The organism is Spirosoma agri, from assembly GCF_010747415.1.
Taxonomy (GTDB): domain Bacteria; phylum Bacteroidota; class Bacteroidia; order Cytophagales; family Spirosomataceae; genus Spirosoma; species Spirosoma agri.
Window position 1 is genome coordinate 608,599 of the sequence record NZ_JAAGNZ010000002.1, and the last position, 24,927, is coordinate 633,525.

The window sequence follows — 24,927 nt, forward strand, 5'->3', positions numbered from 1 at the left end:
GCTTCGGACGGGATGGCCGTGTTACACTAATTAAGGACGTTCTTCAACTGTTTGGCTAAATCTCGGTGCTTGCTGTCATTCTCCAGCAGTTTCTTCGTATACGTCTTTACACCATCGTTAGGCGCAAGATCCTGAAGATCATCGGCCACGTCGAGAGCATCGTCGTTCATGGTCGCCATAGTATCGAGGTATTGCAGATCAAACTCTGTACCCTTATCCATTCCCGTCAGCTTTTCCAAAGCGTTCTTGCTTTTGTCGGAAAGGCCAACGGGTAAGGTCACGTTCATTTGTTTGGCCAGTGTCTGTAAGCTTTTGTCATTCTGCTGATGCTCGTTCATAGCCCGCTGGGCAAACCCTCGTACCTCCGGATTGGTCGCTTTCTGGAGGGCGACCTTGCTCAATTCGTACTCGGTCATGCCGCTGTTCGATAAATGGACTATATAACGACTCACTTTCTTAGCGTCTTCTTTGGCATCGTTACTAACGGCTATGGCTTGTTTGTCAATGCGTTCGTCATTAATCTTGTCGGCCTTGTCTGTACTGCCGTCACCAGACGAACAACTAAACGTCGTGAGCAGCGTGCCAATCACCAGTGCGAGTACGGTAGTGGGTTTCATGGGAATAAGTCTATCTTGTTGTTCTATGACAACTTACTTTCCCGCGTCTTGTTCAGTGAACCTGTAGCAGCGTAAGCCAGGCTTCTTTTACGTTATTGTTGGCCAGTAACTGCTTCGCTCTTAGATGCAGTAGATCGGGCAAATACTGACAGCCATACCGGGCTTCGTCGATTAACTCCGTCAATACCCCGGACGCTTTATACGCATTGGCCTCATCGACCGTAGGCAGGGCTGCAAAACTGCCTAATTTACCCAGATCATTACCCGATAAGATAGCGCTGTTTCGGATTGAATCGGGAATCTGATCGACACCAATGCCAATTTTGGGTCGTGCTACTTCAAACAGCGCGTCGCCGTGCGCACGGGCGTACCAGTCTCCCCCGAGTCGACCGATCAGATCAAGCCGATGCGGATCGATGGCGCCGGTTTCGTTGAAAATAGTATCGTGCAGATGCGCCATGACAACTTCGCAGATAACCAGATGACCCGCGCCGGGCGTTTCGTCAGAAGGGCGCTCATTCGTTGGAATGATTTGTTTAACGATGCACTCAAAAGCAGCCGGTGATTCAGCTACTCTTGGCGGACGAACCTTATCAGAAGCAATAGTCGTGAATCCGGCCTTTTTAAACTCGTTGATGCCCCGCTCAAACTCCGCACTCGCCAGCGACATCTGCTCAACCATGGCATAATTGACAATATTGATCACAACCTCACCGACTTCTTCCAGATTCAGTAGGGTGTGTTTCTTTTGGCCATGCCGGTTGATACTGGGCGCAAATACCAGCGTTGGCGGATTGTAGCCAAAGACATTGAAGAAACTGAACGGACTTAGATTGACTTGACCCTGTGCGTCGATGGTGCTGGCAAAGGCAATGGGCCGGGGGCCAATCGTACCGATCATGTACCGATAAAACTCATTGGGTTGCAGATCGGCGGGGTTGATTGTCTTGATCATTTCGTTGCGAAAGCGGGCTGTTGCTACAAGTACTCCTGTTTTCAACGAATCGTTCCGGATACATCACCCAAATCGACCCGAATGCCATCGGAAAAGCCCCACCCTCGAAATGTGACTCGATCGCCATCGGCCAGAAACGTTCGTGTCGTTGCGTCGGGTAAATGAAGTGGACGGGTGCCGTTCCCGCTGAGTTCGAGCAGTGAGCCGTAGGAGCCGGGTGTATCTCCGGAAATGGTGCCCGTCGCCAGTACGTCGCCGATGTTGAGGTTACAGCCACCAACGGTGTGATGGGCAATCATCTGGGCGAAACTCCAGTACAGGTATTGCGCGTTGGTGCGGCTGATGATGACTTCGTCGCCCGTTTTGGTGTGCAGTACAACCTCCATATCAAGACTAAAATGAGCCGGTTTCGATTGCTGGAGATAGGGTAGGGGCGTGGGTGTCTGGTGCGGACCGGCAACGCGGAAGGGTTCCAGTTCATCAAGGGGCACGATCCAGGCCGATAAGCTCGACGCAAAATTCTTGCCCAGAAAAGGACCCAATGGCTGGTATTCCCACCGTTGAATGTCGCGCGCTGACCAGTCGTTGAAAAGCGCGACGCCAAAAATGAAGTCTTCCGCTTCGTCGACCGGAATTGGCTCGCCTAGCGGGTTGCTTTTACCAACAATCAGCGCCAGCTCAAGCTCGAAATCCAAAGCCGTTGATGGACCAAAAACGGGTTGGTTGTCAGGTCCTAAATATTGACCGGATGGTCGCTGAATGGGTGTTTCCGATACGACGATCGACGAAGCCCGGCCATGATAAGCTACGGGCATGTGCCGGTAGTTTGGTAGCAACGGCTCGGCATCTGGCCGGAACATTCGACCAACGTTTTCGGCATGGTGAATGCCCGCGTAGAAATCGGTATAGTCACCAACCTGCACGGGCAGATGCATCGTCACCCGCGATGCATTAATAAAGATCTGGTCGTGAACCTTGCTGAATTCGGTGTTTTCGCCACGTAGCAGCTCGTCTAGCCGTTCTCGGACAAGCCGGTGGCGGGATTTGCCCAGCCCGATGAATGTATTCAGTGTTGGTTGAGCAAATACGGTCGAGTCAATCGCCAGCTCATCGAAATAGCCCAACAGACTGACTAGTTCAAGGTCCAGAATCTGGCTACCGTGTTTCAGCCCTACTCTGGGCGGAGCGTTATCGTAACTGAAAATACCGTACATACGATCGGATCGTTCGTTGACTCGATTTCACCAGACTACTCACTGACGTTGTTATAGATCGAGTCCATAATGCGGACAAAATGATGATAGTCTTCATCACTCAGGTTGCCCCAGCCTTTGCGACGCATAGCCGACACAATGGGTAATACTTCACTGTACTTAGCTTCGCCTGCTTCCGTCAAATAAACCAGAAACTTCCGCCGGTCACTATCGGCCATGCGTCGTTCGGTCAGCCCTTTTTGCGACAGCAGATCAATGATCCGCGTAACCGTCGGCGCATCTTTGGTAGTCATGTCCGAAATCGTATTCTGACTGATACCGGGGTTGCGATACAGGTGATCGATAACGACCCACTGGTCCACCGTCAGGCCAAACCCGGCGTCGTTAAACTGTTTTTGAAGAGCGTTGCGGATTTTCTTGATGGTCGTGTCAATTTTGAAAAAGTAGGCTCGGCTGTCGGAAGGATGCGTCATTAGTAACGATCATTGATTAACTCGTGTCCTTGCACTATGCTTGTGAAGAGCTATTGCAAGGATTTTTACTAACGCGAAGCTAGTCACAATAACGCTAACTGACTAATAACCCCTCCAGCGTTGCTTCGATTTCCGGGACGGACCGGTAAAGCTGTTCGTAAGAGTTAATTACAAAATACTGCTCCTGAAAATGGTCGATCACGTAGGGCGTTCTGAGCAACGTATCGACATCGTAGGGCACCCGCTTTGGTTCCTTGCTGAATAGACTGTACGTCGTTTCACCAACGGATGACAGGATGCCACCACCGTAAATCCGTAAACCGTCAGCTTCCTGAATCAGCCCAAACTCAACGGTGTACCAGTACAGTCGGGAAATCATATCGATGGCTTCGTCGTGATCGACAAACCGCAGTGCAATGTGGCTGAGTGCGGCCAAGAAATCACAAAATGCCTGATTGGACAACATTGGTACGTGGCCGAAGGTATCGTGAAACATGTCAGGTTCGGGCAAATAATCGAGTTGATCGCGTCGACGGAGCCAGGTCGTTGCTGGAAAATTCCGGTTCGCCATCAGCTCGAAAAACGCACGATTTGCGATCAGCCCCTTGACCGCGTAAACCTGCCAGCCCGTCAATGGCTGCAACCGGGGATTTAGATCCCGCTCGAAATCAGGTATCCGGTCGGCCCGAAAGCCGGTTGCCGAGATACCGTCCAGATACGCCTGACTGGCTTTACCCGGCAGCTGCGCCATCTGCCGGTCAACTAACAACCGCCACACCGCCTGATCGTCGGGCGTGTAAGCTGAATAGGTCTGATTCATGGATATGGAGCGATTAGTGGCCGCGTTAGAGCGTTCCGCGTAATTCCTGTTCGCGTTCGATGGCTTCGAAGAGGGCTTTGAAGTTGCCTTTCCCGAACGAACGGGCTCCTTTGCGCTGGATGATCTCGAAGAATAATGTCGGGCGTGGACAAACTGGCTTCGTAAAAATCTGAAGCAGATAGCCTTCGTCGTCGCGGTCGACCAGAATGCCCAGCGGTTTTAGTCGGTCGATTTCTTCGTCGATAGGGCCGACGCGTTCGGCCAGTGTTTCGTAATATGCTTCGGGAACGGTCAAAAATTCAACCCCTCGATCGCGCAGAGCCACAACCGTTTCAACAATATTGTCGGTTGCCACGGCGATGTGCTGAATGCCGGGGCCGCCGTAAAAATCCAGGTATTCTTCGATCTGCGACTTCTTCTTTCCTTCGGCTGGTTCGTTGATCGGGAATTTCACGCGCCCATTGCCGTTGCTCATCACCTTGCTCATCAGAGCCGTGTAATCAGTCGAAATGTCTTTATCATCGAACGATACGAGTTGCTGGAAACCCATCACATCCCGGTAGAAATTCATCCAGTCGTTCATCTCATTCCAGCCCACGTTACCAACCATGTGGTCTACGTAGCGCAGGCCCACACCGGTTGGTTGATACGCCGGATTCCAGGGTTTATAGCCCGGTAGAAATACACCGTTGTAGTCGGTTCGCTCGACGAAGACATGCACCATATCGCCGTATGCATGAATACCTGACCGCACCACGTAGCCCTTTTCGTCCTCCTCGCGGGTTGGTTCCATGAAGGCGCGGGCACCCCGCCGAACTGTTTCTGCGAAAGCTCGTTGGGCATCATCGACCCACAAGGCAACGACGCGGACACCGTCACCATGCTGGTCGAGGTGCGCACCAATGGGTGTGTCTCCGTGTAGGGGCGATGTGAGCACCAGCCTGATTTTATCCTGCTGTAAGACATACGATTCCCGATCCTTCAGACCCGTTTCCAGCCCGGCATGAGCCACCGGTTGAAAACCGAACGCGGTCTGAAAGTAGTGGGCTGACTGGCGGGCGTTGCCCACGTAAAGCTCGATGTAGTCCGTGCCGTTAAGGGGCAGAAAATCAACGTGATCCGATGATCCCGTTTGCGCTGATGTTATCTCTAGTGCTTCCATTGTTGTTTGTCGATGTAGCGCGGGTGGAAACCTGTGTAAGTAACGTTTCAATACAATTGTAGCCCCCTCGACGTTAGTCAAGCCATGATTTATAATAGGTGCCGTCGTCGATTTTCAGCGCCTGTTCGGTAACCATCAATGGGCGAAACGTGTCGACCATAACAGCGTATTCCTGCGTTTCTTTCTTGCCGATACTGCGCTCCATCGCACCAGGTGCCGGGCCATGTGGGATGCCGCCGGGGTGTAACGTAATGTGGCCCGGTGCGATGTCGTTACGCGACATAAAATCACCGTCTACGTAATAAATGACTTCGTCGGAATCGATATTCGAATGGTTATAGGGGGCAGGAATGGCCTTTGGATGATAGTCATAGAGACGAGGTACGAACGAGCACACCACGAACGAATCCGTCTGAAACGTCTGATGCACAGGCGGTGGCTGATGCACCCGACCCGTTATGGGTTCAAAATTAAAAATTGAGAAGCTGTATGGATAGTTGTACCCATCCCACCCGACCACATCGAATGGGTGGCTGGCGTAAACCAGCGAGTGAAGCGAGCCTTGCTTCTTGATCTTGACGAGAAAATCACCGGTCTCGTCGTGGGTTTCCAGACCAATTGGACGCACAATATCGCGTTCACAATACGGTGCGTGTTCGAGCAGTTGACCAAACTGATTCCGATAGCGTTTAGGCGTATAAATCGGGGAATGCGACTCGACGTAGAGCAACCTCGGCTGATCACTACCAGCGGTTACCGAATCAAAGTCAATCTGATAAATCGTCCCGCGTGGAATCACCAGATAGTCACCATACTGAAATGGTATTGAGCCAAATAGAGTCCGTAACGTACCCGACCCCCGATGCACGAAGAGCAATTCGTCGGCATCAGCATTTTTATAGAAATAGGTTGTCATGGACTGACGCGGAGCCGCCAAGCCGAAAATCAAATCACTATTGACTAGCAGCGGCACCCGACTTTCCAAAAAATCATCGACGGGTTCGATCGTAAAACCAGTGAACTTTCGGGAGAGTATATTTTTTTCTACGGCTAGTTTCGGCGTAAGATCCACGCTGCCAAGCACCTCGCGCACCATCGTAGGACGATGTACGTGATAGAGCAGGGACGACATGCCTTCGAAACCAATGGTGCCGAATAATTGCTCATAATATAAACTCGTAGACGTGCCAGTTTTGACCGGTTTTTCAAACTGCGTGTGCCGCTTCGAAGGCATTTGGCCGAGTGTATGATAGAATGGCATAGAGTCTGTCTCGTTGATAAATACAGATCGTTGTTAAGGCAACAATTGTTTTGCGTATAATTATACTACTAACTATTATAAATTGCATATTGTTAAGAAAAAATTAACCTAAAGTTTGATTGACTGGTTAAACGAACGGTAGTCCGTCTTTGAATAGGTAGCAGAAATCCTTTTGCCTAATTTTGCCCCGACGGACGATAATTAACTGTTGACTAACAACTGAACAATAATGCAACCTACCCTTTTGATTCTAGCGGCTGGTATGGGCAGCCGTTATGGCGGTGTTAAACAACTCGACCAATTTGGTCCTAATGGCGAGACCATCATTGATTATTCTTTATTCGATGCCATCCGGGCGGGATTCGGAAAGGTTGTCTTCATTATACGCGAGGAACTACGCGCCGATTTTGACGAAGTATTTGGCCAGAAATTAGCCGGAAAAATTGAGGTAGATTATGCGATCCAGGCGCTGACTTCGTATGTTCCAGCGGAGTTAGGCGAGGTCAGACGGACGAAGCCCTGGGGTACTGGTCATGCCATGCTTTGCGCTAAGGAGCATACGCAAACGCCGTTCGCTATTATCAATGCTGATGATTTCTATGGCCTTGAAGCCTTTCAACTCATCAGCGAGTTTCTGAAAACGGATACTGACGACCAGCTTCATGCGATGGTGGGTTACGAAGTAAAAAACACGTTATCGGAAAACGGGTCGGTATCGCGGGGCGTGTGCGAAGTGAATGATAACGGTAATCTATCGTCTGTAGTAGAGCGCACAAAAATATACGAACAAGAAGGTAGAATTGTGTACGAAGAATCGGACGGATTAACGCCGTTGTCGCCGGAAACACCCGTTTCGATGAATTTCTGGGGGTTCAAGCCATCCGTATTCCCACTGCTGCAACAACAGTTCGAAAGCTACGCCATTGCCAATATCGACTCGCCGAAAGCCGAATTTTATATTCCAACGGTGATGACAACGCTTATTCAAACGGACCTCGGCCATTGTAAAGTATTCCGCAGTCAGTCGGAGTGGTTCGGTGTGACGTATCCCGAAGATAAGCCCGTTGTTCAGGAAGCTTTAAAGCGTCAGCACGACGAGGGTAAGTACCCGTCCACATTGTGGTAAAAACGCTGCACGAACGAAATAAACTAAAAACGCCCAACCTGTTTGAACTAGGTTGGGCGTTTCTGCTTTATGATGAACTGTTTAGCCTTTTCTATCCGGAAATTTCTCTACAATCCGTTCGGCTTCTTTATTAAGTTGAGCCGTTATACGCGATGGATCGGAAAGGGCATTTTCTACCGAACCTCGCCACACTAACTTACGGGTGCGGGCATCAACCATATCAACGACAAGCGTGCCGGCTTTGTACTGTTCTTGTGTGTACTGCTGACCACCCCAGCCCCACCAGCCGGGTCCCCAGCCGCCATAACCCCACCGTCCCCAGCCCGCGTAAGGACCATAAAAGGCCGAGGTGGGTGTTGATACGGTCCGCGTTTTATCTTCCACAAAAAAATGGTATCCAACCAGCAAATCTGGTTTCGCTTCTACTGGTTTAAATCCCTTTTGCGATAAAACGCCACTCATTGTGTTTTCGACACTCTCCGTAGCTAGCTGATTGTAATAAACTGGATTCTGTCCGGCCTTTACGTCCGAATCCATCCAGGCGAATGTTTTGTATTTACTGAAGTCAGCTTTGCTGCTTTTATCGACCGCTACGCGCGGTGAGCATGCATAAATAAGGGCCAGTAGACTGGCCAGCATCAATCCCTTTTTCATACCGTTTTGTTGTTTACGTTCTTTATAAACGACAGGAAATATGGAAAAGTTTTCGGGATTTGGGGTCTGGATTTAGGCTGTAATAGGGGTTCAGTGCTTATTATTCTTCTTCAGCGTCTAAAGTCCACCGGCTACAGCACCGGATGCTTTTTATGCCAGCTGGTTGCATCTTGGTACGCTTTGGCAACGGCCAGCACTTTCCCTTCTTCAAACAACTGTCCCATGAATGTAACGCTGCTCGGTGTGTTCTGCCTGTTGAAACCGTTTGGCAGCACAACGCATGGGTGACCCGTTAGGTTGGTCAGTGTCAGATTGCCGCCAGCGTTCGTCGGACTGATGTACACATCTATCGCGGCTTTTTTAAACTGCATAGCCATTTCGTTGATCAGTTTGGTCCGCGCCCGATTAGCCTGAATGTACTCGACCGCCGGCACAAACCGCGACGAGCGAAACTCGTTCGGCCACGCGTTTTTTATCTGTCGAACCAGCAGATCGTCGTTGCCCGATCGAGTCAACTCGTCGAAGGCTGCTGCTGCTTCAACTCCCAGCAAAAACGAAATTCGATTTGGCGCTATACTCGCAGGCAGGTCGAAGGGCACCAGTTCGGCCCCTAATGTTCGAAGGGTTTGCAGCGTCAGCGAGTCGTTAGCCCGGTTCGGATAAGTGCTTTCAAACGCTTTTTTGACGTACCCAATGCGCATCCCTTTCAGCGACGCCAGGGGTGCGTAGCGAAACGGAGCCGCCATAACCGTTGGGTCATGGCCGTCGGGTCCATAAATGGCATCGAAAACAAGCGCACAATCCTCAACAGAGCGGGTAATCGGACCGATTTTGTCCATGCTCCAGCTCAAGGCCATAGCCCCATGACGACTCACCCGCCCGAACGTTGGCCGTAACCCCGTCGTGCCACACACGGTCGATGGGGAGACGATGGACCCGAGCGTTTCTGTGCCAATGCCAAAGGGAAGTAAACCCGCCGAGACGGCCGAAGCAGTTCCGGCCGACGAGCCACTGGAACCGGTTTCGGGTTTCCACGGATTACGCGTCATCGCGCCGAACCAGACATCACCCCAGGCCAGTTCACCGAGCGTTGTTTTAGCGCATAGTACCGCCCCAGCCGCTTCAAGCTTCTGAATAACGGTCGCGTCGAGATTCAGCGTTTGGTCTTTGTAAGGCACCGACCCCCAAGTAGTTTTGTAGCCTTTTTTTGCCAGTAAGTCCTTGGCTCCGTATGGGATGCCATGCAGCGGCCCCCGGTATTTACCCGCTTTCAGTTCAGCATCAGCCCGCTCAGCCTGTTGCAGGGCTAAATCTTTCGTCAGTGTAATGACGCAATGTAACTTAGGATCGTAGGTTTCTAGTCGGTTGAGGAAGAACTTGGTCAACTCGACCGATGAAATTTGCCGCTTTCGGATCAGCTCGCCCAGTTGCGTGACTGTGTAAAAGGCGAGGTCATTTCGATTCGCGGGCAGCGTAGTCTTTTGGGTGGCCGATGGTTTGCAGGAAGACGTACCGACCGGCATTTTAAAACCAGCCGGAAGCGGGTTGAAATACAGGGCCGGGGCAATGTCGTTTGGTAAGTCGATTTTGCGCAATGCGTCATAATCCGCGCGAAAATCGTTCAGATTGTCGAGCATCGAATCGCGCTCGGCGGGCGTAAAGTCCAGCCCAAAGACGCGGGCGGCCACTTCCGCCATTTCAGACGTTACCGGTTTTTTGGGATCGTCGGCGACGATAAACGCGCCAAGGAGAAAACTGCCAATACAGGCAGCAATGAGTGTAAACAATTGTTTCATCGGATCAGGCTGTTGACAGAGCAATAGCCTAAGTTACGGCAAGCGGGGCATTAAGTTGCCGACTGTCGTAAAAATTCATGGTGGAGCGTCACCACTTGGGGAATCAGTAGCTGGGTTTCGTCATTGTCGATGACGTAGTTGGCCAGTTGTAACCGATCATCGTCACTGATTTGCCGATCGATGATGTTTCTGATTTCGGCTTCGGAACGGTGCGGGTCCCGCTGGCGAATGCGTTCGACACGCAGGGATAGAGGAGCCTGCACAACAATAACTTTATCGAGCGAATTGTTATCGCCAGCGGCTTTCATAAGTGCAGCCTCTTTGAGCACGTACGGTTTGTCCGAATGCTCGTTAACCCACGCGTCTGTGTCGCTCATGACTCGCGGATGAATCACGGCGTTGAGTTGCGTCAATAAAGCTGGATCGGTAAAAACCTGCGACGCTACCCAGGCCCGGTTGTAGTGGCCTGTGGCATCGTAAGCGTTCGGACCCAGCACACGGATAATGTCGGCTTTCAGAATGGGGTCGTGTTCGGTGAGCCACTTTGCCCGTTCGTCTGCCTGATAAACGGGAATGCCCAACGCCTGAAACAATCGACACACGATGCTTTTGCCCGCTCCAATGCCGCCCGTTACACCTATCTGAAGAGGAGTTTTCATGATCTGACTGGGTCGCGGTCACCGGATAGCATCAGTTGCTCCGATCACCCGATTCCGCTACTTTGTTGGTGGCGATAATAACTCGCCAACCTCAAAACTCACGGTTACTCGGTCGGCGCTGACGCGAAGAAACGGATGGTGGAAATGATTCAGCGGCACTTCGTTGTCGTAATTGTCAACAATACGTTTACCGGGAATCGATACGGACAGCGTATCCGAAATACCACGCACTAGCCGCTCCGGTCCTTCGACCACAATGGTATGGGGAGTCATGTTGATCACGCTCGATACGATGTAGCGGGGAGCCAGATCGATATGAAGACTATCAGGAATCAACCGGATTGTTTTCGTCATGCGCCGGTCGAACCCCATCTCAACGGTGTCGGCGATGACGTAGTTAACGTGCAGTTTCTTAATGTGTTCGGCAAAGGCCGCCGTCAACGAAGACGTGTTAATGATCGACGCTCGTAACGGGTTTGGCACGTTATAATCAATGGGATCGACCCGAAAGGGGAGCCACGAATGACGCAAAAGCCCCCAACCGTCACCCGATACATTGACCAGCACCGTGCGGGGCAGCGGCTTTGTGGGTACAAAAAGCGAATCGTTGTAGACAAACCGAATTGGGTACTCGACGTTTATCGTATAACCAGTCTTATTGAGTGCACTCAGAAACCAGAATAGCGCAGCGGCTCCCAAACATAATAGGGCCTTCGTTGGCTGAAATGGTCGGTTAGCTGGGGGGGGAGTCACGAGACAGATCGGTGGTGAACCCGATGGAATCAGATGCACCGCACCTTACCGCATCGGCGTATCGCTTATTTTTCTATTTCAGCTGGTTTGGCCGTGGCTTCGCGCGAAATAGACGATTTTTCAAAGGTCATTTTTACACCCCGGTCCACTTCAAGCGTAACCGTTGTGCCGTCAACAGAGGAGATACGACCGTGTAAACCACCAATTGTTACCACGCTATCCCCTTTCTTGAGGTTGTCGACAAAGTTCTTCTGGTCTTTCTGCTTCTTCTGCTGTGGACGAATCATGAAGAAGTAAAACACGCCGATGATGCCCACCCATAACAATACGTTGTAAAGCATGGATGTGTTGGAACCGGTTAGTAAAGACTGTACTAGAATGGAATGCATGAGTGCGTGAATTATGAATTTTTTGTTGAATCGGCCTTGGGATTCACCAACGCCCGGAATTGCAGATCAGTCATGGCAGGATCGGTGTTGGCAATGACTGTAACGGTTTTGTTCTGCTCGCCACTTTTGCCCCGGCTGTTGAACCGCACCCGAATCGATGACGATGCACCGGGCGCGACAGGTTCGCGGGGCCATTCGGGCGTTGTGCAGCCGCATGAAACGGTAATGTTATTGATAATCAGCGGAAATTCACCGGTGTTGGTGAATTTAAATACATGCTCAACGGTATCTCCTTCTGTTAGCGCGCCGAAGTCATGAATGCCTTTTTCCGCGAACGTAATTCTGGGCATCTTGCCCGTTGTGGTCGCCTTGGCCGTTTCGCCCTGCTTCCGATTATCGCAACTGATTTGCCCGAAACTCACCGAAGCAACAGCTACGACAAGAAGCCATTTTGGTAAATACATTCGTCGTTTATTCGTTTCGGCTTCCGGTTTTCGACTTACCGTTCCTGTCGTTCAATCAACAACGGAGGACCGGAAAATTGACAACCGGAAGCTGGTTCATTTAGGCGTTTTGCTGTTTGATCTGCGCCATAAGACGGTCAACATCTTCCAACAGTCGTTCAGCTTTCTCCCGTGCGTCATTAACGACGCGCTGGCCTTCGTTTTTCGACAGATTCTCGGGCAGCTCCGCCGAATTGACTAAGTCGTTGATCATGATTTCGATCTGTTCCCGATATTTCGACAGCCGGAACGTCAGCCGATCACGGGTGACTTTTCCCTTATCGGGAGCGTATAGTAATCCAACAATAGCACCCGCTGAGATTCCGGTTAGCAAAAAGGTTAAATCGCGGCCAATTCTGCTCATTTCTAGAAAAGTTTTGTCGTTCTGTTGTCTATGACGATTTGCCGTGTCTGTTTATTGTTCGGGCTAAAAAGCGGCTGAACGCTAACTCAACACAGCGTACTGTCACAAACAATAAACTCATTTATTTATTGTCCAGCAACCCGCGTCCACTCTTGCGCAGACGCCCCGACGCTTGTAGCTTTTCGGAGAGGTTATCCAAAATTCCGTTGACAAATTTACCGCTTTTAGGCGTACTGTACGCTTTTGCCAGCTCAATATATTCATTAATCGTTACTTTGACCGGAATGTTTGAAAAGGTAAGCAATTCACAAACCGCCAGTTTCAAAATGATTTTATCGATCATAGCGACCCGTTCTACATCCCAGTTTTGGAGTTGGTCAACCAGTAACTGTTCGTAATCGGCGTCATTTTCCAGCGATTTGCCAAAGAGCGTGTTCAGGAACAGTTCGTCTTCTTCCCAGTCATCGGTCAGGGGTTCAAGCTGTAAACCTGTTGGACTCTGTGCGGATTTGAGGGTTTTTATCGATAGACCCCGTACAACTTCACTGTTCTCGGCCCAGCTCAGGTCAATCTCGGCCAGGCGGTCGCGAATACCTTCGTGTTTGAAAACGAGTGTGCGTAAAATGTACTGGACCAGGGCCTGGTCTTCGTCGGCAGTGTGCGTTTTCTTCTCGCAGTAAGCGCGGTAGGTTTCGTCCGTTTTTAGTACCTCACGCACGGCTTTACGAACGAACCCCAACTCTTCGGACCAGGAAATGCCATGGCGAAGGGCTTCATTCTGAAGGGGCTGAAGTGCTGCCAGCGCCTGGATAACGGTGTTATTGTTCAAATCGGACTCGAACGGGAAAGGCACCTCGTCAACATCCCGATACTGACGTTCACGGTCGGTGCGGGCCGCATGGCCGAGTTCAACGAGAAGCAGAAGAACCCGAAGGTAATCTTCGTAGATGCCGTTGACCTGTTTAAGCATCATCTGAGCGAAATGCTGGCGGTCTTTTTTGGTACGAATCCGGTAGTAGAGTAACCCGTCATTGGCGGCTTTCAGAACTTTCTGAGGAGCGTCGTCATCCTGAGCAGGCTGATCGGTTTTGATGGCTTCTTCAAAAAGAATACCAGCTAACTGTCGGTAGCCTTCCAGCTGCCGTTTATCCTGCGGTAACATCGAGTTCAGATCTGGCTGAAAGAGGTCCGCGATGCCGTCGAGGGCTATTTGTTGATTTGAGAATTCAGCCTGCCGAAGCGCGTATAACGCCTGCATGACCTTTATTCGGAGTAGTCGCCTGTTGAGCATCCCGGATAAAACTAGTATGTCTACCGATAAAAAAAAGAACTGCTTATATCGATTGCAAAAATACGGCTTTATTCGTAGTTTTCCCAATAGAACCGTATGACTTAACCTATACTTAACTTTTACATGTCCTCTTCCTGCTGGCAACCGGGAAGCCGTCTGGCTTTGTTCCTGGTCTGCATCCTGACCCTGCTATCTGGCTGCGGTTCGTCTCGCTATGCCTACTTTCAGCCGCAGCGAAATGCTGTTCAACGCGTAAACCCAACCACCGCTGACCTAGTCACATCGGTAGACACGCTGACACCGCTGACGGTTTCCGGTTTGACAACCGAACCAACAGCAACCAGTTCATCGACGGCCGTAACCGCAACAGCTACGCGTATCCAGACCACGGCCGCTGCTACAGCGCAACTGCTGGCCAACCCATCACGGCATCGCAACCCTGAGAGCTACCGTACCCAACGGTTCGGGCGTTGGTTTCGCTCGCTTCCTCTGGCTCACGTAGCTCCCCGGACACACATGATCGATCGAAACAGCCCAAGCCGGAAAACCTATAAACTGGCTCTTGTTGCTCTAGGATTTGCTGTGTTGTCGTTCGGCTCCTTATTCCTTGCTGGGGGAGGAGTGCTGATGTTGGTGACAGAAATAACACTTCCCCTAACGGCTACTTTACTGGGCACGGCCAGTTTAGCGACTATCAAGCGTAATCCGGACCGTTTTCGCGGGAAAGGATGGGCGATGGCCGCCATTATGATCGGCACCGGTCTGTTAGGATTGGCCCTTGTCGCGCTGGCAGCCCTCTCCGTATCTGAAACAATCAGCCGGTAATCAGCAAACAGTGGTCGTGACCTATCAGGCCATACGCCGTATCTTCGAGATATGGCGTATGGCCTGATAGGTCACGACCACTCAAAAAGGGGTGCAACTTTTCGAAGTGTCGGACGGTTACAAAAGTAAAGCCGTTTGGTCGTCCTGTGAAAGCACTTTCTTACCTGAATAAATATCTCCTCAAGTATAAATGGTATTTGATTTGGGGAACGGTATTCACCATCATATCGAATCTCTTTGGTATTTTTCCTGCCCAGCTCGTGCGTTATGCGCTGGATCTGGTACGCGAAACACTCGACATTTATTACCTCTACGATAAGTCGCCGTTACAGTCAGCGCTCTACGATGTTTTTGCGTTCAGTTTACTGCTGTTTGGCCTGCTTACCCTTGTTCTGGCACTGCTGAAAGGGTTCTTCCTGTTCCTGGTCCGGCAAACACTCATCGTGATGTCACGGCATGTCGAGTACGATCTTAAGAACGAGATCTATGACCATTACCAGACGCTGCCGCTGAGCTTTTACCGGCAGCACAGCACGGGCGATCTGATGGCGCGGATTTCGGAAGATGTCAGCAAAGTACGGATGTACGTCGGACCCAGCATCATGTATGGACTGAACTTAATCGTCCTGTTCATTCTGGTCATTTCGTATATGGTGAGCATCAACGCCCGGTTGTCGCTGTATGTGTTGCTGCCTCTGCCGATTCTGTCGGTAGCCATTTATCTGGTTAACAACATCATCATTCAACGGTCGGAAGAAATTCAGCGGAGTTTATCGCGGCTGTCGACGTATGTACAGGAAGCTTTTTCGGGAATTCGAGTACTGAAAGCGTTTGTTCAGGAAACCAATTCGGCAACCCGGTTCGAGCTGGAGAGCGACGAATACCGAAACAAATCGCTCAGCCTAACCCGCGTTGATTCGCTATTTTTCCCCATCGTCGCTATTCTGGTAGGACTCAGTAACGTACTGGTCGTCTTCGTTGGCGGCCAGGAAATTATGGCCGGTCGACTGACACCGGGTAACATCACGGAGTTCATCCTGTACGTAAACATGCTGACTTGGCCGGTGATGGCACTCGGCTGGACAACCAGCCAGACGCAACGGGCGGCTGCTTCGCAACAGCGGATCAATGAGTTCCTGAGCATTAAAACTGACATTGTTTCGCAGAAGAATATCCAGCGGAAAATCAATGGCGGAATTGAATTTAAAAACGTTCGATTCGTCTATCCCGATTCGGGTATTGTCGCAATCCGGAATTTTTCGATGCGTGTCCGGGCGGGCGAAACGGTGGCTATCTTGGGAACAACTGGCTCGGGTAAAACGACGCTCGCTAATCTGCTGACGCGGATGTATGATGTATCGTCGGGCGAGATTCGGATTGACGATGTTCCGATCAAGGATTACAACCTGACATCTGTTCGTGAGCAGATGGGCTACGTGCCGCAGGATGTGTTCCTTTTCTCGGAAACGATCAGCAACAATGTTCGTTTCGGCAAACCCAACCTGCCGCAGGAGCGCGTCGAACAGGCTGTCCGGGACGCCGATCTGTATCAGAATGTTATCGATTTTCCGGAGCAGTTTGAGACGCCCGTTGGTGAGCGGGGAGTCACGCTTTCGGGTGGTCAGAAACAACGGTTGAGCATTGCACGTGCCATTGTCCGCGATCCCAACATTCTGATTCTGGACGATTGTTTATCGGCGGTCGATACGAATACGGAAAATATTATTCTCAACAACCTGAAACGCATTATGGCCGACCGTACGTCGGTGATCATTTCGCACCGCGTTTCGTCAGCGAAACTGGCCGATTACATCATTATGCTCGACGACGGAGAAATTGTCGAGGAGGGCACCCACGAGAAGCTACTTGCTAAAAACGGTGCTTATCGCGAACTGTACGAAAAACAGTTGCAGACCGAAGAAGCCTAGTGTAATGCGGTTGGAAAACCGCACAGCTAAAGGTTACGTTGTGGAGCGGTTAATTGAGCTGTAACATGGCCTTTGGCTGCGCGGCTTTCCAGCCGCGTTACGTCATCCCACTATCAGCTTTTGGCCGGGCCGCAGGGCGGTGTTACGCATGTGGTTCAGCTTCTTGAGCTGATCGATTGTCAAGCCATCGTAGCGCTGGGCAATGTTCCAGAGCGTGTCACCTTCCTGAACGCGGTGGTACTTCGGCTTGTACCGTTTCGTTTTGGCAACCACTTCGGCTTTTTTGCGTCCCTTGGCTGTTCCCTGATCGGCCAGGCGTTCGGCGCGGGTTTCGGCGGCTTCTTTCAGGATAATTAATTTCTGCCCCTTCTGGATTCGGGTCGACCGTAAGTGATTCCAGCGTTTCAGGTCATATTGTTCAACGTGGAACCGATCCGCGATTTCGCCGAGATTATCTCCTTTTTTAACAACGTACGACTGCTTCTTCGGCTTCCGTAAAACGACCGTTTCCATATCCTCTTCGGGCTCATCCGCTGATTCGGCTATGGCTAACTGAGCCGCTAGTTTAGCTGGCTTTTCGACTGCTTTTTCCAATGAGGCAGCGTCTACAGAAGGTGTTTCGTCCAGAGTTAGCCGCGCCAGCGGGTTCGCGCCGAGTCTTGACCAGTTCCCAATCGAATCATCACCGTAGCGCACGTCTTCTGCATTGGCGAGTAACATGTGCGCCATAGCCGGTGGTATCTGGCTGGCCGAATCCATAATGGCCTGACGGCGGGACGAAAAATAGGCGTACTGTTGGCGAGGAATCCGAAGCGGATACCGTTTGGTTGCTTCCGGTAAAATGCTCGTCGTCACCGCCGGATTCATCTTCTGCAAATCGGCCAGCGGCATTGTGCTGTGCCGGGCAAAGGTTTCCAGATTGAAATAACCTGTAACTTGAATCGTATCGTGCGGAATCGGGTATTCATAATTCTCGGCGACGATGCCGTGGTCATTGGCGTAGTTCATCAGATACATGAACGCTACAAACTGAGGAACGTACCCTCTGGTTTCTTTGGGAAGCGCATCGAAAATGGTGTAGAACGAATCGCCACCCGACCGACGCATCGCCCGTTTTACGGCACCCGGTCCACAGTTGTAAGCCGCCATAGCCAGCTCCCAGTCACCGAAGATGGTATAGAGATCACGGAGGTATTTGCAGGCCGCTTCGGTTGCTTTAACCGGGTCCATACGTTCGTCTACGTAGTCGTCCTGATACAGCTTGAGGTCACGGCCCGTACCGGGCATAATCTGCCAAAGTCCACCCGCTCCGGCTCGTGAAATAGCGCGTGGATTCAACGCGGACTCAACAATGGACAGGTATTTTAACTCATCGGGCAATCCGTAATCGGAAAGCATTCGCTCATAGAGCGGGAAGAACAACGGCATCCGCTCAAGCATGAGCTTGGTGGTACTGGCTTTCCGGAAGGTAAAATAATCGACATACGCCTGAACCGATTTATGGTAGTTCAGCGGAATATCCTTTTGCAGTTTCGTCAGCCGCTCGCGGAGTAAACTGTCATTGACCGTCGGCACGAGAGCAACGGTATCTTTTTTGACAATGGTTGTATCGGATGATTGATGACCAGACACGCTTTGCCCGGATTGAATCGTAGTCCCGGCATGAGCTATGGTAAACAAGCCCAGTACCGCACTCAACAGCCCCATTCGTAACAGGCTACGGTTCAAGTGGTTCATGCAGTTTTATTGGTTAGGTGATCGTTACGCTTTCGGGTCGATGACGGCTGTTCGTGTGGTACGATACAGCCGTCATCACTAACTAATCTATGCCTTCTGCATTTCTTTTGCCAGTGCAACCAGTGCTCCTTCGGCAAAAGGCGGAGCCATCAATTGTATACCGATCGGCAGGTCGCCATCCGAACCGTTAGGAATAGAAATAGCCGGATAACCGACCACATTCGCCTGCACGGTAAAAATATCGGCGAGGTACATTTGTAATGGATCACCGGTTTTCTCGCCTAGTTTGAATGCGGGTGTTGGCGTGGTCGGTGACAACAGAAAATCGTAGTGTTCGAAGACGCGTTCGGTTTCCTGCCGGATTAGCCGTCGAACCTGCTGCGCTTTGGTATAATAGGCATCGTAGTAGCTGGCACTCAAGGCAAACGTACCCAGTAATATCCGCCGACGCACCTCTGCACCAAAGCCTTCGGTACGGCTTTTTTTGTACAACGACAAAAGATCCAGCGTAGATACGTCCGATGCGTCAGATTGGCTGCGATAGCCGTAACGAACCCCATCAAACCGGGAAAGATTTGACGACGCTTCGGCGGTTGTGAGAATGTAATAGGTCGGTAATAGATACTGGAGCAACGATAGGTCGACGGGCTCGACCGTGTGGCCCGCTGCCCGGAGGTCATCCAGTTTGCGTTGGGTAGCCTCGCGAATACTGGCATCGATACCCGGACTTTCAACACCATCGCGCAGATAGGCAATGCGCAGCGGACGATTCGGGAGCTGTTCCTGCGAATACGCCTGAACGGGCTGGCTCGAAACGGTACTATCAAAGTCGTCGGGTCCCGCCATGATTTCGAGCAAAAGAGCCGCATCTTCGACGGTATTGGCGATCGGGCCGATGCAATCGAATGACGATGCATAGGCGATCAATCCCCACCGACTGATACGCCCATAGGTAGGTTTCAGGCCCACCACTCCGCAGAAGGCGGCCGGCTGACGGACAGAGCCTCCCGTGTCGGAGCCAATACTAGCCAGACAAAGTCCAGCCTGCACCGCTACGGCTGACCCACCACTCGATCCGCCCGGCACCCGGCTCGGATCGGCTGCATTGCGAACAGGACCAAACGCCGAGTTTTCGTTTGACGAACCCATCGCAAATTCGTCGCAGTTTTGCCGTCCGATAATGATCACATCGTCATCGAGAAGGCGCTGAATGGCGGTGGCGGTGAATTGGGCCGTAAACTTATCGAGGATTCGGCTACCGGCCCGGAGGCCGTGATCCTTATAGCTCAGCACATCTTTAATTCCGATCACCATACCCGCCAGGCGTCCGGCAGTACCTGATGCTAATTTCTGATCAACCGCATCGGCCTGTGTTCTGGCTCCATCGGCATAGACTTCCGTAAAAACATTGAGATGCTGGTGTTCGTCAATGCGGGCGAGGTAATGATCCACCAGTTGGCGGCAGGTAACGGCACCGGATCGGAGATCGGCTTGAACGGTAGCGAAGTTGCAGTAGTACGTCAAAAGTCAACGGTTTTGGCTGATCGCTTCCGCCTATTCTGTTTTGCGAACGCGTAGAAGCTGCCAGCACTAAATATGAAAACAGACAATCAGACGGCTCCAGATCGGGACCGCCTGATTGTCTGCTTATAGGAAAGTCAACTACTTCTCCGACTCTTTCAGACCTTCTTCGATGTTTTCGCGAACGTCCTTGGTGGCGTCTTTGAACTCTTTAATGCCTTTTCCAAGGCCGCGTGCGAGTTCGGGAATTTTCTTAGCGCCGAACAACAGGAGCAGTGCTAAGAAAATGAACACCATTTCCTGACCGCCCAAACCCATAATTGCAAAAATACTTGCCAAAATCATGATTTTTAGGATTTGAATGTATGCAAAATTAAAAAAACTCTCTCGTACAATCTATTAAAAGAGAATGAAACTTACTAGTATTTCTCTAAAACAGGAAAGAAGTATGCGAAGCGATTCTAACCTGTCTTAATCAAGTTTGTTTCTACGTTCTCTTTTCGCGCGTTGAGTCACTAACCGATCTTGATCGTTTCGGTCCGGCGAGGTGCTTCGTTACTGGCAGTTGCACCCGTAACTTCCCACTGCCGGAACTTATCAATATCATCTTTAATGCCGCTGAAGAGCCAAAGCATTAACGCAATGTCATCGGTCAGGCCCACGATGGGCAGAAAATCGGGTAATATATCAATCGGTGAAACGAAGTAAATAAGAACGGCAATAACCCGAATCAACGTTTTCCAGGGCAGCTGCCGATACTCACCGGACGCATAGGCCTTGAGCAGACGGGTGACAACGCCTAGCTGCTCACGAAAAGCCGAAATATTAGCCCCTGATAAGCCACCACTTTTGTCAAGCGCTTCCCGAATCAGCGTGTATAGACTGCGGGAGTTACGGGCGTATCGGACGGCGCCAATGTTGGCCCGCTTGAAGAAGATAGAGGTTAAAATGCGTGTTAAAAGACCCTTGTTTGCCATTCGTTTGATTAGGTATTAGGTAGTAACTGATGGATGCCTGACTCAACTGCTTCTGGGACCGCATCCACTGCTCAATGTCAATTCATCTAACAAAAAAAATCGTCAAATAGTCCATAAAGTGATTAACAGGACCGGAAGTTTATCATAAACCCATTGGTTTGTCAGGACCGGGGTCCGTACTTTTGCGTTGCTTGATAACCCTTTAATTCCGAATTCTGTATGAAAGTTACCGTAGTAGGTGCCGGGGCCGTTGGAGCCACTTGCGCTGATAATATCGCCCGCCGTGAACTCGCTCATGAAGTTGTGCTTTTGGACATCAAAGAAGGCATCAGTGAAGGAAAGTCCCTCGATATGCTCCAAGCCTCCACATTACTCGACTGCGACGTAAAACTAACGGGCTCTACTAATGATTACGAAAAAACGGCCGGTTCGGATGTTGTCGTGATCACATCGGGTCTGCCGCGCAAGCCGGGCATGACCCGTGAAGACCTGATCGGTATCAACGCCGGTATCGTGAAAGGGGTAACAGAAAACATCCTTAAACACTCACCAGACACGATTTTCGTCATTATCTCGAACCCAATGGACACGATGACGTACCTCGCGTTGAAGTCGTCGGGGTTGCCAAAAAATCGAGTGATCGGTCTGGGTGGGGCGCTGGATTCGGCCCGTTTCAAAACCTATCTGTCACTGTCCCTGAACTGTTCGCCCAACGATTTACAGGCGTCGGTAATTGGCGGTCACGGTGATACAACCATGATTCCGCTGACACGGCTGGCTACCAAAGCAGGCGTTCCGGTGAGCCAGTTTTTGGATGAGGAAACCCTCAAAAAGGTGGCTGCCGATACGATGGTTGGTGGTGCTACGCTGACGGGATTGATCGGTACATCGGCCTGGTATGCACCCGGTGCTGCCGGAGCCTACATGGTTGAAAGCATTCTACGCGATCAGAAACGCGTTATTCCCTCCTGCGTGTTGCTCGAAGGCGAATATGGTCAATCGGACATTTGTCTGGGCGTACCGGTTGTTCTGGGGCGTAATGGCTGGGAAGAGATCATCGATTATAAACTGAACGACGAAGAGCAGGCTGCGTTCAATAAATCGGCTGATGCCGTTCGGAACATGAACGGTGTACTGAGTACGCTGAACATCGGGGTATAATCAGATTCTATGAATCAACTGCTCAAAAAAAAGCTTCGTTCGCGAAGCTTTTTTTTTTGCCGTTTCCTAAGCAATCCGTAAATCGAGAACGTATCACACATTATTTTAGCCAGAAAATCTGTACTCCTTGATCCCATTTGCCATGAAGAGACTTTCGCTATTTTTCCTGCTTTGTTTGGGTCTGATCACATCCGCTTTTCGAAGCGACAAAAAAAGCGTTGATCGGGCGGACGATTTTGCGACCGTATACGTGTACCGGGGTGGGCAGTTCTTCGGTTCGACCCTGAACTACAGTATTTACGTCAACGGTGAGAAAATCTGTAAGCTGAGCAACAACAAATATATCGAGTATAAAGCCAAACCGGGCAAGCTGTCCATAACGGCGCAGCGGGGTGGTATCGAAGTGTTCAAACGCGAAACCGCGCTCGAGCTGGACGCGGAAGCGGGCAAGAAATACTACGTGAAAGGCGATGTGAAATCGAGTATCACCCGGACCCGCCTGGACATGTCGGAGGTGACTGAAAACACGGCCAAGCGCGATATGAACGGCATGACGATTGATAATTGTCAGGAAGCGTTGAACAAACAATAGGTTCTGTTCTTGCTGGCATTCGGCACATGAAAAAGGTCCGCCCAATCATTAGGCGGACCTTTTTAGTATGGTAGAGATTTACCCCTGATGATTCTCTAATACTTATTCAAAATCGAATCGGGCAGGAATTTTGTATCGATGCCGCTGGCTTTCATCAGATTCATCCGATTGTTCTGACCGTCTACATAAGCTGGATTCACGACCATCGACCGATTGTAATAATATGAGGCCAGTTCCAGTTTTTGCCGGTTGTTCTGGGCAAAGCCTTCGCCCTGATAAATGACACCCAGGTTGTTGTAGGCTGGTGCGTACGCGTTGGCTGCCCGGATGGTCTGTTTGTAGTAGTACTTGGCTGAATCGACGTTCGGCGTAATTTTCTGGAATACATACGCCATCGAGAAATAGGCTTCACCGAAGTTTGGGTAGATCCGGGTCGATTGTTGCAAGTGGTCCAGCGCCCAGCGTCCGTGGATATTCGCGTGAGCAATGTTCGTATCGATCAGCGTCTGGGCTTTCTTGATCTGCTCGACGGATGGTTTGGGTTTAATGGCATTCGTTGCGTTGGCAATAGAATCCGCTTTGTTCCGATCCTTGAGTCCTTTCTCGATCCATTCGTTGGCAACATGTCGCTGCACCTGGCAGCTGTTGGGTGCGTAGGGGAGAGCGGAGTTAAAAAGGACAAAGTTGTTTTCCCAGTCTGGATTGCGTTCGATGGTCTTGAATGAATACAGTCCGATCACCACCGCCATTAGGCCCAGCAGCGGTGCGTAACGGGCCAGCACGGGCTTCGGTGTCACATCCGGACTGCCAGCCGTTGCATCTCTAACCAGTAACTTCTGCAAAGCCCAGACCAGAACGAAGCCAAAGCCCATTACGGCGGCATAGGCAAACCGTTCGGCGAAAATACCACCCCGGAGCCAGATGAAGCCAAGACCCGGTGCCATCGTAACGAAGAACCAGAACAAACCAAAGCCCCACAACGTCCGCTTAACGAAGCCTTTCCAGGTCAGCCAGATCATACCGACAAAGGCAAAGAAGCCTGCCCACGTCAGCAAATCGCCTTTGCCACCCGATGGAATAACGTTGTACGAATAATCGTATACCAGTGGGTGTGGAAACGCTAACAGTCGAATGTAGTAGATCAGAAACTTGAACGTGGTCGATTTCTGCGTCTTCTCGATGGCGTATGGGTAGTTCGCCCAATCGACGGGGGGCGTACCGCTCAGCGTACCGATCATCATCTTCTTCTGATAGAAAAACAGGGCGGCTACGATCAGAAACGGTCCCATACTGATGAGCGATTGCCAGACATTACGCCGTGCGAACCAGTACTGCATGGCGGGAATGAGACCCAGACTGACAATGGATGATTCTTTGGACAAAAAGGCCAGATAAAGCGATACACAGGCTCCCAGTATCCATCCCCACTGTTTCGTTTCCAGGTAGCGCCAGTAGGCCAGCAGCATCAGGGAGATGAACAGGAAGCTCAGAATTTCGTCCCGTCCCTTGATGTTGGCAACAATTTCGGTGTGAAGCGGATGAGCAATAAAGACCAGCCCAATCAGAAACGCCGTGATCGTTTGACCGGGCAACCATTTTTGAAGCAATGCCCCGATTGACAGACCCGTCAGCGCGTACAGACCGGCATTGATCATGTGGCTGATATTCGGATTGTCTTTGAAATATTCCTGCTCGATGGCAAACGTGATCAGCGAGAGGGGACGGTAATAACCCAGCGAGATATTGCTGAAATGCCAGAATTCCGTTCGCATCAGATCGGGAATACCCGCCAGCCCTCTTTTTACAAACAGGTTTTGGCTTACGGCGGCAATGTCATCCAGCGCGTATTGATGGCCGAAAGTATTCGCATACAGCGCAAAGCCAAGAATAGCCAGCACCGCCAGTGGCCACCAGACAACCGGACGTACGGCAATGGGCAGGTGCAGGTCGGTTATGGAAGGCGGATCGACTGACTTGGGTGCGGTTGATCGAACGGGCGGGCGAACAGTAGATTCGGTTGGCCGGACGGGTATTGGTCGATTTGTCGCAGAGACAGGTGTGGATTTAGGCGCAACCGGGCGACTTGGCCGATCTGGTCCGGGTCTATCCTGGCCTGGCCCGGAAGGTTGTTTCTTTTTAGCCATACTAG

General features: G+C 50.9%; 25 protein-coding genes. 5 read left to right on the forward strand and 20 right to left on the reverse strand.

Annotation, left to right across the window (positions count from 1 at the left end; genetic code table 11):
• Positions 1-26: 26 nt before the first annotated feature.
• The 7 genes from GK091_RS19250 to GK091_RS19280 form a co-directional block, all read right to left on the reverse strand.
• Positions 27-617 carry a DUF4142 domain-containing protein gene (locus tag GK091_RS19250; RefSeq protein ID WP_164041516.1) on the reverse strand — a complete coding sequence of 197 codons (591 nt, stop codon included), beginning with the start codon at positions 615-617 and terminating at the stop codon, positions 27-29.
• 52 nt (positions 618-669) lie between these two features.
• Positions 670-1,569, reverse strand: a complete 900-nt coding sequence (locus tag GK091_RS19255) for a flavin reductase family protein (protein WP_164042907.1) — start codon at positions 1,567-1,569, stop codon at positions 670-672.
• Positions 1,570-1,613: 44 nt separating this feature from the next.
• A complete protein-coding gene (gene fahA / locus GK091_RS19260; RefSeq protein ID WP_164041517.1) occupies positions 1,614-2,786 on the reverse strand; it encodes a fumarylacetoacetase in 1,173 nt (390 codons plus the stop codon).
• 35 nt (positions 2,787-2,821) lie between these two features.
• Complete coding sequence (locus GK091_RS19265) at positions 2,822-3,259, reverse strand: MarR family winged helix-turn-helix transcriptional regulator (RefSeq protein WP_164041518.1); 438 nt, start codon at positions 3,257-3,259, stop codon at positions 2,822-2,824.
• A 94-nt stretch (positions 3,260-3,353) separates the two neighbouring features.
• On the reverse strand, positions 3,354-4,079 hold the full coding sequence (phhA, locus tag GK091_RS19270; protein WP_164041519.1) for a phenylalanine 4-monooxygenase: 726 nt from the start codon (positions 4,077-4,079) through the stop codon (positions 3,354-3,356).
• Positions 4,080-4,104: 25 nt separating this feature from the next.
• On the reverse strand, positions 4,105-5,241 hold the full coding sequence (hppD, locus tag GK091_RS19275; RefSeq protein ID WP_164041520.1) for a 4-hydroxyphenylpyruvate dioxygenase: 1,137 nt from the start codon (positions 5,239-5,241) through the stop codon (positions 4,105-4,107).
• Positions 5,242-5,314: 73 nt separating this feature from the next.
• Entirely contained in the window at positions 5,315-6,502 is a 1,188-nt protein-coding gene (locus GK091_RS19280) for a homogentisate 1,2-dioxygenase (RefSeq protein WP_164041521.1), read from the reverse strand.
• Between the two features lie 229 nt (positions 6,503-6,731).
• Here GK091_RS19280 and GK091_RS19285 point away from each other — a divergent pair, with 229 nt between their 5' ends.
• Positions 6,732-7,628 (forward strand): nucleotidyltransferase family protein, encoded by an 897-nt coding sequence (locus GK091_RS19285; RefSeq protein WP_164041522.1) that lies wholly within the window; start codon positions 6,732-6,734, stop codon positions 7,626-7,628.
• 81 nt (positions 7,629-7,709) lie between these two features.
• On the opposite strand, the gene GK091_RS19290 is transcribed toward GK091_RS19285, so the two are convergent.
• From GK091_RS19290 to nusB, 8 genes are all read right to left on the reverse strand, one after another.
• Positions 7,710-8,282, reverse strand: a complete 573-nt coding sequence (locus GK091_RS19290) for a DUF4136 domain-containing protein (RefSeq protein WP_164041523.1) — start codon at positions 8,280-8,282, stop codon at positions 7,710-7,712.
• 131 nt (positions 8,283-8,413) lie between these two features.
• Positions 8,414-10,078: an amidase gene (locus GK091_RS19295; RefSeq protein ID WP_164041524.1), complete on the reverse strand. Its 1,665-nt coding sequence runs from the start codon at positions 10,076-10,078 to the stop codon at positions 8,414-8,416.
• A 50-nt stretch (positions 10,079-10,128) separates the two neighbouring features.
• On the reverse strand, positions 10,129-10,737 hold the full coding sequence (gene coaE, locus GK091_RS19300; protein WP_164041525.1) for a dephospho-CoA kinase: 609 nt from the start codon (positions 10,735-10,737) through the stop codon (positions 10,129-10,131).
• Between the two features lie 57 nt (positions 10,738-10,794).
• Positions 10,795-11,490 (reverse strand): YbbR-like domain-containing protein, encoded by a 696-nt coding sequence (locus GK091_RS19305; protein ID WP_164041526.1) that lies wholly within the window; start codon positions 11,488-11,490, stop codon positions 10,795-10,797.
• A 65-nt stretch (positions 11,491-11,555) separates the two neighbouring features.
• Positions 11,556-11,879: a preprotein translocase subunit YajC gene (yajC, locus tag GK091_RS19310; protein WP_164041527.1), complete on the reverse strand. Its 324-nt coding sequence runs from the start codon at positions 11,877-11,879 to the stop codon at positions 11,556-11,558.
• Positions 11,880-11,890: 11 nt separating this feature from the next.
• Complete coding sequence (locus GK091_RS19315; protein WP_164041528.1) at positions 11,891-12,343, reverse strand: DUF1573 domain-containing protein; 453 nt, start codon at positions 12,341-12,343, stop codon at positions 11,891-11,893.
• 100 nt (positions 12,344-12,443) lie between these two features.
• On the reverse strand, positions 12,444-12,746 hold the full coding sequence (locus tag GK091_RS19320) for a YtxH domain-containing protein (protein ID WP_164041529.1): 303 nt from the start codon (positions 12,744-12,746) through the stop codon (positions 12,444-12,446).
• 121 nt (positions 12,747-12,867) lie between these two features.
• Entirely contained in the window at positions 12,868-14,004 is a 1,137-nt protein-coding gene (nusB, locus tag GK091_RS19325; RefSeq protein WP_164042909.1) for a transcription antitermination factor NusB, read from the reverse strand.
• A gap of 156 nt (positions 14,005-14,160) precedes the next feature.
• On the opposite strand from nusB, the gene GK091_RS19330 reads away from it, so the two are divergent.
• Positions 14,161-14,862 (forward strand): hypothetical protein, encoded by a 702-nt coding sequence (locus GK091_RS19330; RefSeq protein ID WP_164041530.1) that lies wholly within the window; start codon positions 14,161-14,163, stop codon positions 14,860-14,862.
• 146 nt (positions 14,863-15,008) lie between these two features.
• The gene (locus tag GK091_RS19335) at positions 15,009-16,790 is read left to right on the forward strand and encodes an ABC transporter ATP-binding protein (RefSeq protein ID WP_164041531.1); all 1,782 of its coding nucleotides are present in this window, start codon (positions 15,009-15,011) and stop codon (positions 16,788-16,790) included.
• 102 nt (positions 16,791-16,892) lie between these two features.
• On the opposite strand, the gene GK091_RS19340 is transcribed toward GK091_RS19335, so the two are convergent.
• The 4 genes from GK091_RS19340 to GK091_RS19355 all read right to left on the reverse strand — a co-directional run bounded on the left by GK091_RS19340 (position 16,893) and on the right by GK091_RS19355 (position 21,025).
• Positions 16,893-18,527 (reverse strand): lytic transglycosylase domain-containing protein, encoded by a 1,635-nt coding sequence (locus GK091_RS19340; RefSeq protein WP_164041532.1) that lies wholly within the window; start codon positions 18,525-18,527, stop codon positions 16,893-16,895.
• 87 nt (positions 18,528-18,614) lie between these two features.
• Positions 18,615-20,051 carry an Asp-tRNA(Asn)/Glu-tRNA(Gln) amidotransferase subunit GatA gene (gene gatA, locus GK091_RS19345; protein WP_164041533.1) on the reverse strand — a complete coding sequence of 479 codons (1,437 nt, stop codon included), beginning with the start codon at positions 20,049-20,051 and terminating at the stop codon, positions 18,615-18,617.
• 138 nt (positions 20,052-20,189) lie between these two features.
• On the reverse strand, positions 20,190-20,393 hold the full coding sequence (locus tag GK091_RS19350; protein ID WP_164041534.1) for a Sec-independent protein translocase subunit TatA/TatB: 204 nt from the start codon (positions 20,391-20,393) through the stop codon (positions 20,190-20,192).
• A 170-nt stretch (positions 20,394-20,563) separates the two neighbouring features.
• On the reverse strand, positions 20,564-21,025 hold the full coding sequence (locus tag GK091_RS19355; RefSeq protein WP_164041535.1) for a YkvA family protein: 462 nt from the start codon (positions 21,023-21,025) through the stop codon (positions 20,564-20,566).
• Between the two features lie 219 nt (positions 21,026-21,244).
• On the opposite strand from GK091_RS19355, the gene mdh reads away from it, so the two are divergent.
• Together mdh and GK091_RS19365 are read left to right on the forward strand one after the other, a co-directional pair.
• Positions 21,245-22,186 carry a malate dehydrogenase gene (gene mdh / locus GK091_RS19360; RefSeq protein ID WP_164041536.1) on the forward strand — a complete coding sequence of 314 codons (942 nt, stop codon included), beginning with the start codon at positions 21,245-21,247 and terminating at the stop codon, positions 22,184-22,186.
• A gap of 142 nt (positions 22,187-22,328) precedes the next feature.
• Complete coding sequence (locus GK091_RS19365; protein WP_164041537.1) at positions 22,329-22,778, forward strand: DUF2846 domain-containing protein; 450 nt, start codon at positions 22,329-22,331, stop codon at positions 22,776-22,778.
• Positions 22,779-22,873: 95 nt separating this feature from the next.
• Here the strand turns inward: GK091_RS19365 and GK091_RS19370 are convergent, their stop codons facing one another.
• On the reverse strand, positions 22,874-24,922 hold the full coding sequence (locus GK091_RS19370; protein WP_246202323.1) for a tetratricopeptide repeat protein: 2,049 nt from the start codon (positions 24,920-24,922) through the stop codon (positions 22,874-22,876).
• Between the last annotated feature and the right edge of the window lie 5 nt (positions 24,923-24,927).

Coding starts and splice junctions, on each gene's coding strand:
- GK091_RS19250 (WP_164041516.1), bottom strand. CDS start 617: ATGAAACCCACTACCGTACTCGCACTGGTGATTGGCACGCTGCTCACG.
- fahA (WP_164041517.1), bottom strand. CDS start 2,786: ATGTACGGTATTTTCAGTTACGATAACGCTCCGCCCAGAGTAGGGCTG.
- GK091_RS19265 (WP_164041518.1), bottom strand. CDS start 3,259: ATGACGCATCCTTCCGACAGCCGAGCCTACTTTTTCAAAATTGACACG.
- phhA (WP_164041519.1), bottom strand. CDS start 4,079: ATGAATCAGACCTATTCAGCTTACACGCCCGACGATCAGGCGGTGTGG.
- hppD (WP_164041520.1), bottom strand. CDS start 5,241: ATGGAAGCACTAGAGATAACATCAGCGCAAACGGGATCATCGGATCAC.
- GK091_RS19280 (WP_164041521.1), bottom strand. CDS start 6,502: ATGCCATTCTATCATACACTCGGCCAAATGCCTTCGAAGCGGCACACG.
- GK091_RS19285 (WP_164041522.1), top strand. CDS start 6,732: ATGCAACCTACCCTTTTGATTCTAGCGGCTGGTATGGGCAGCCGTTAT.
- GK091_RS19290 (WP_164041523.1), bottom strand. CDS start 8,282: ATGAAAAAGGGATTGATGCTGGCCAGTCTACTGGCCCTTATTTATGCA.
- GK091_RS19295 (WP_164041524.1), bottom strand. CDS start 10,078: ATGAAACAATTGTTTACACTCATTGCTGCCTGTATTGGCAGTTTTCTC.
- coaE (WP_164041525.1), bottom strand. CDS start 10,737: ATGAAAACTCCTCTTCAGATAGGTGTAACGGGCGGCATTGGAGCGGGC.
- yajC (WP_164041527.1), bottom strand. CDS start 11,879: ATGCATTCCATTCTAGTACAGTCTTTACTAACCGGTTCCAACACATCC.
- GK091_RS19315 (WP_164041528.1), bottom strand. CDS start 12,343: ATGTATTTACCAAAATGGCTTCTTGTCGTAGCTGTTGCTTCGGTGAGT.
- GK091_RS19320 (WP_164041529.1), bottom strand. CDS start 12,746: ATGAGCAGAATTGGCCGCGATTTAACCTTTTTGCTAACCGGAATCTCA.
- nusB (WP_164042909.1), bottom strand. CDS start 14,004: ATGCAGGCGTTATACGCGCTTCGGCAGGCTGAATTCTCAAATCAACAA.
- GK091_RS19330 (WP_164041530.1), top strand. CDS start 14,161: ATGTCCTCTTCCTGCTGGCAACCGGGAAGCCGTCTGGCTTTGTTCCTG.
- GK091_RS19340 (WP_164041532.1), bottom strand. CDS start 18,527: ATGAACCACTTGAACCGTAGCCTGTTACGAATGGGGCTGTTGAGTGCG.
- GK091_RS19350 (WP_164041534.1), bottom strand. CDS start 20,393: ATGATTTTGGCAAGTATTTTTGCAATTATGGGTTTGGGCGGTCAGGAA.
- GK091_RS19355 (WP_164041535.1), bottom strand. CDS start 21,025: ATGGCAAACAAGGGTCTTTTAACACGCATTTTAACCTCTATCTTCTTC.
- mdh (WP_164041536.1), top strand. CDS start 21,245: ATGAAAGTTACCGTAGTAGGTGCCGGGGCCGTTGGAGCCACTTGCGCT.
- GK091_RS19365 (WP_164041537.1), top strand. CDS start 22,329: ATGAAGAGACTTTCGCTATTTTTCCTGCTTTGTTTGGGTCTGATCACA.
- GK091_RS19370 (WP_246202323.1), bottom strand. CDS start 24,922: ATGGCTAAAAAGAAACAACCTTCCGGGCCAGGCCAGGATAGACCCGGA.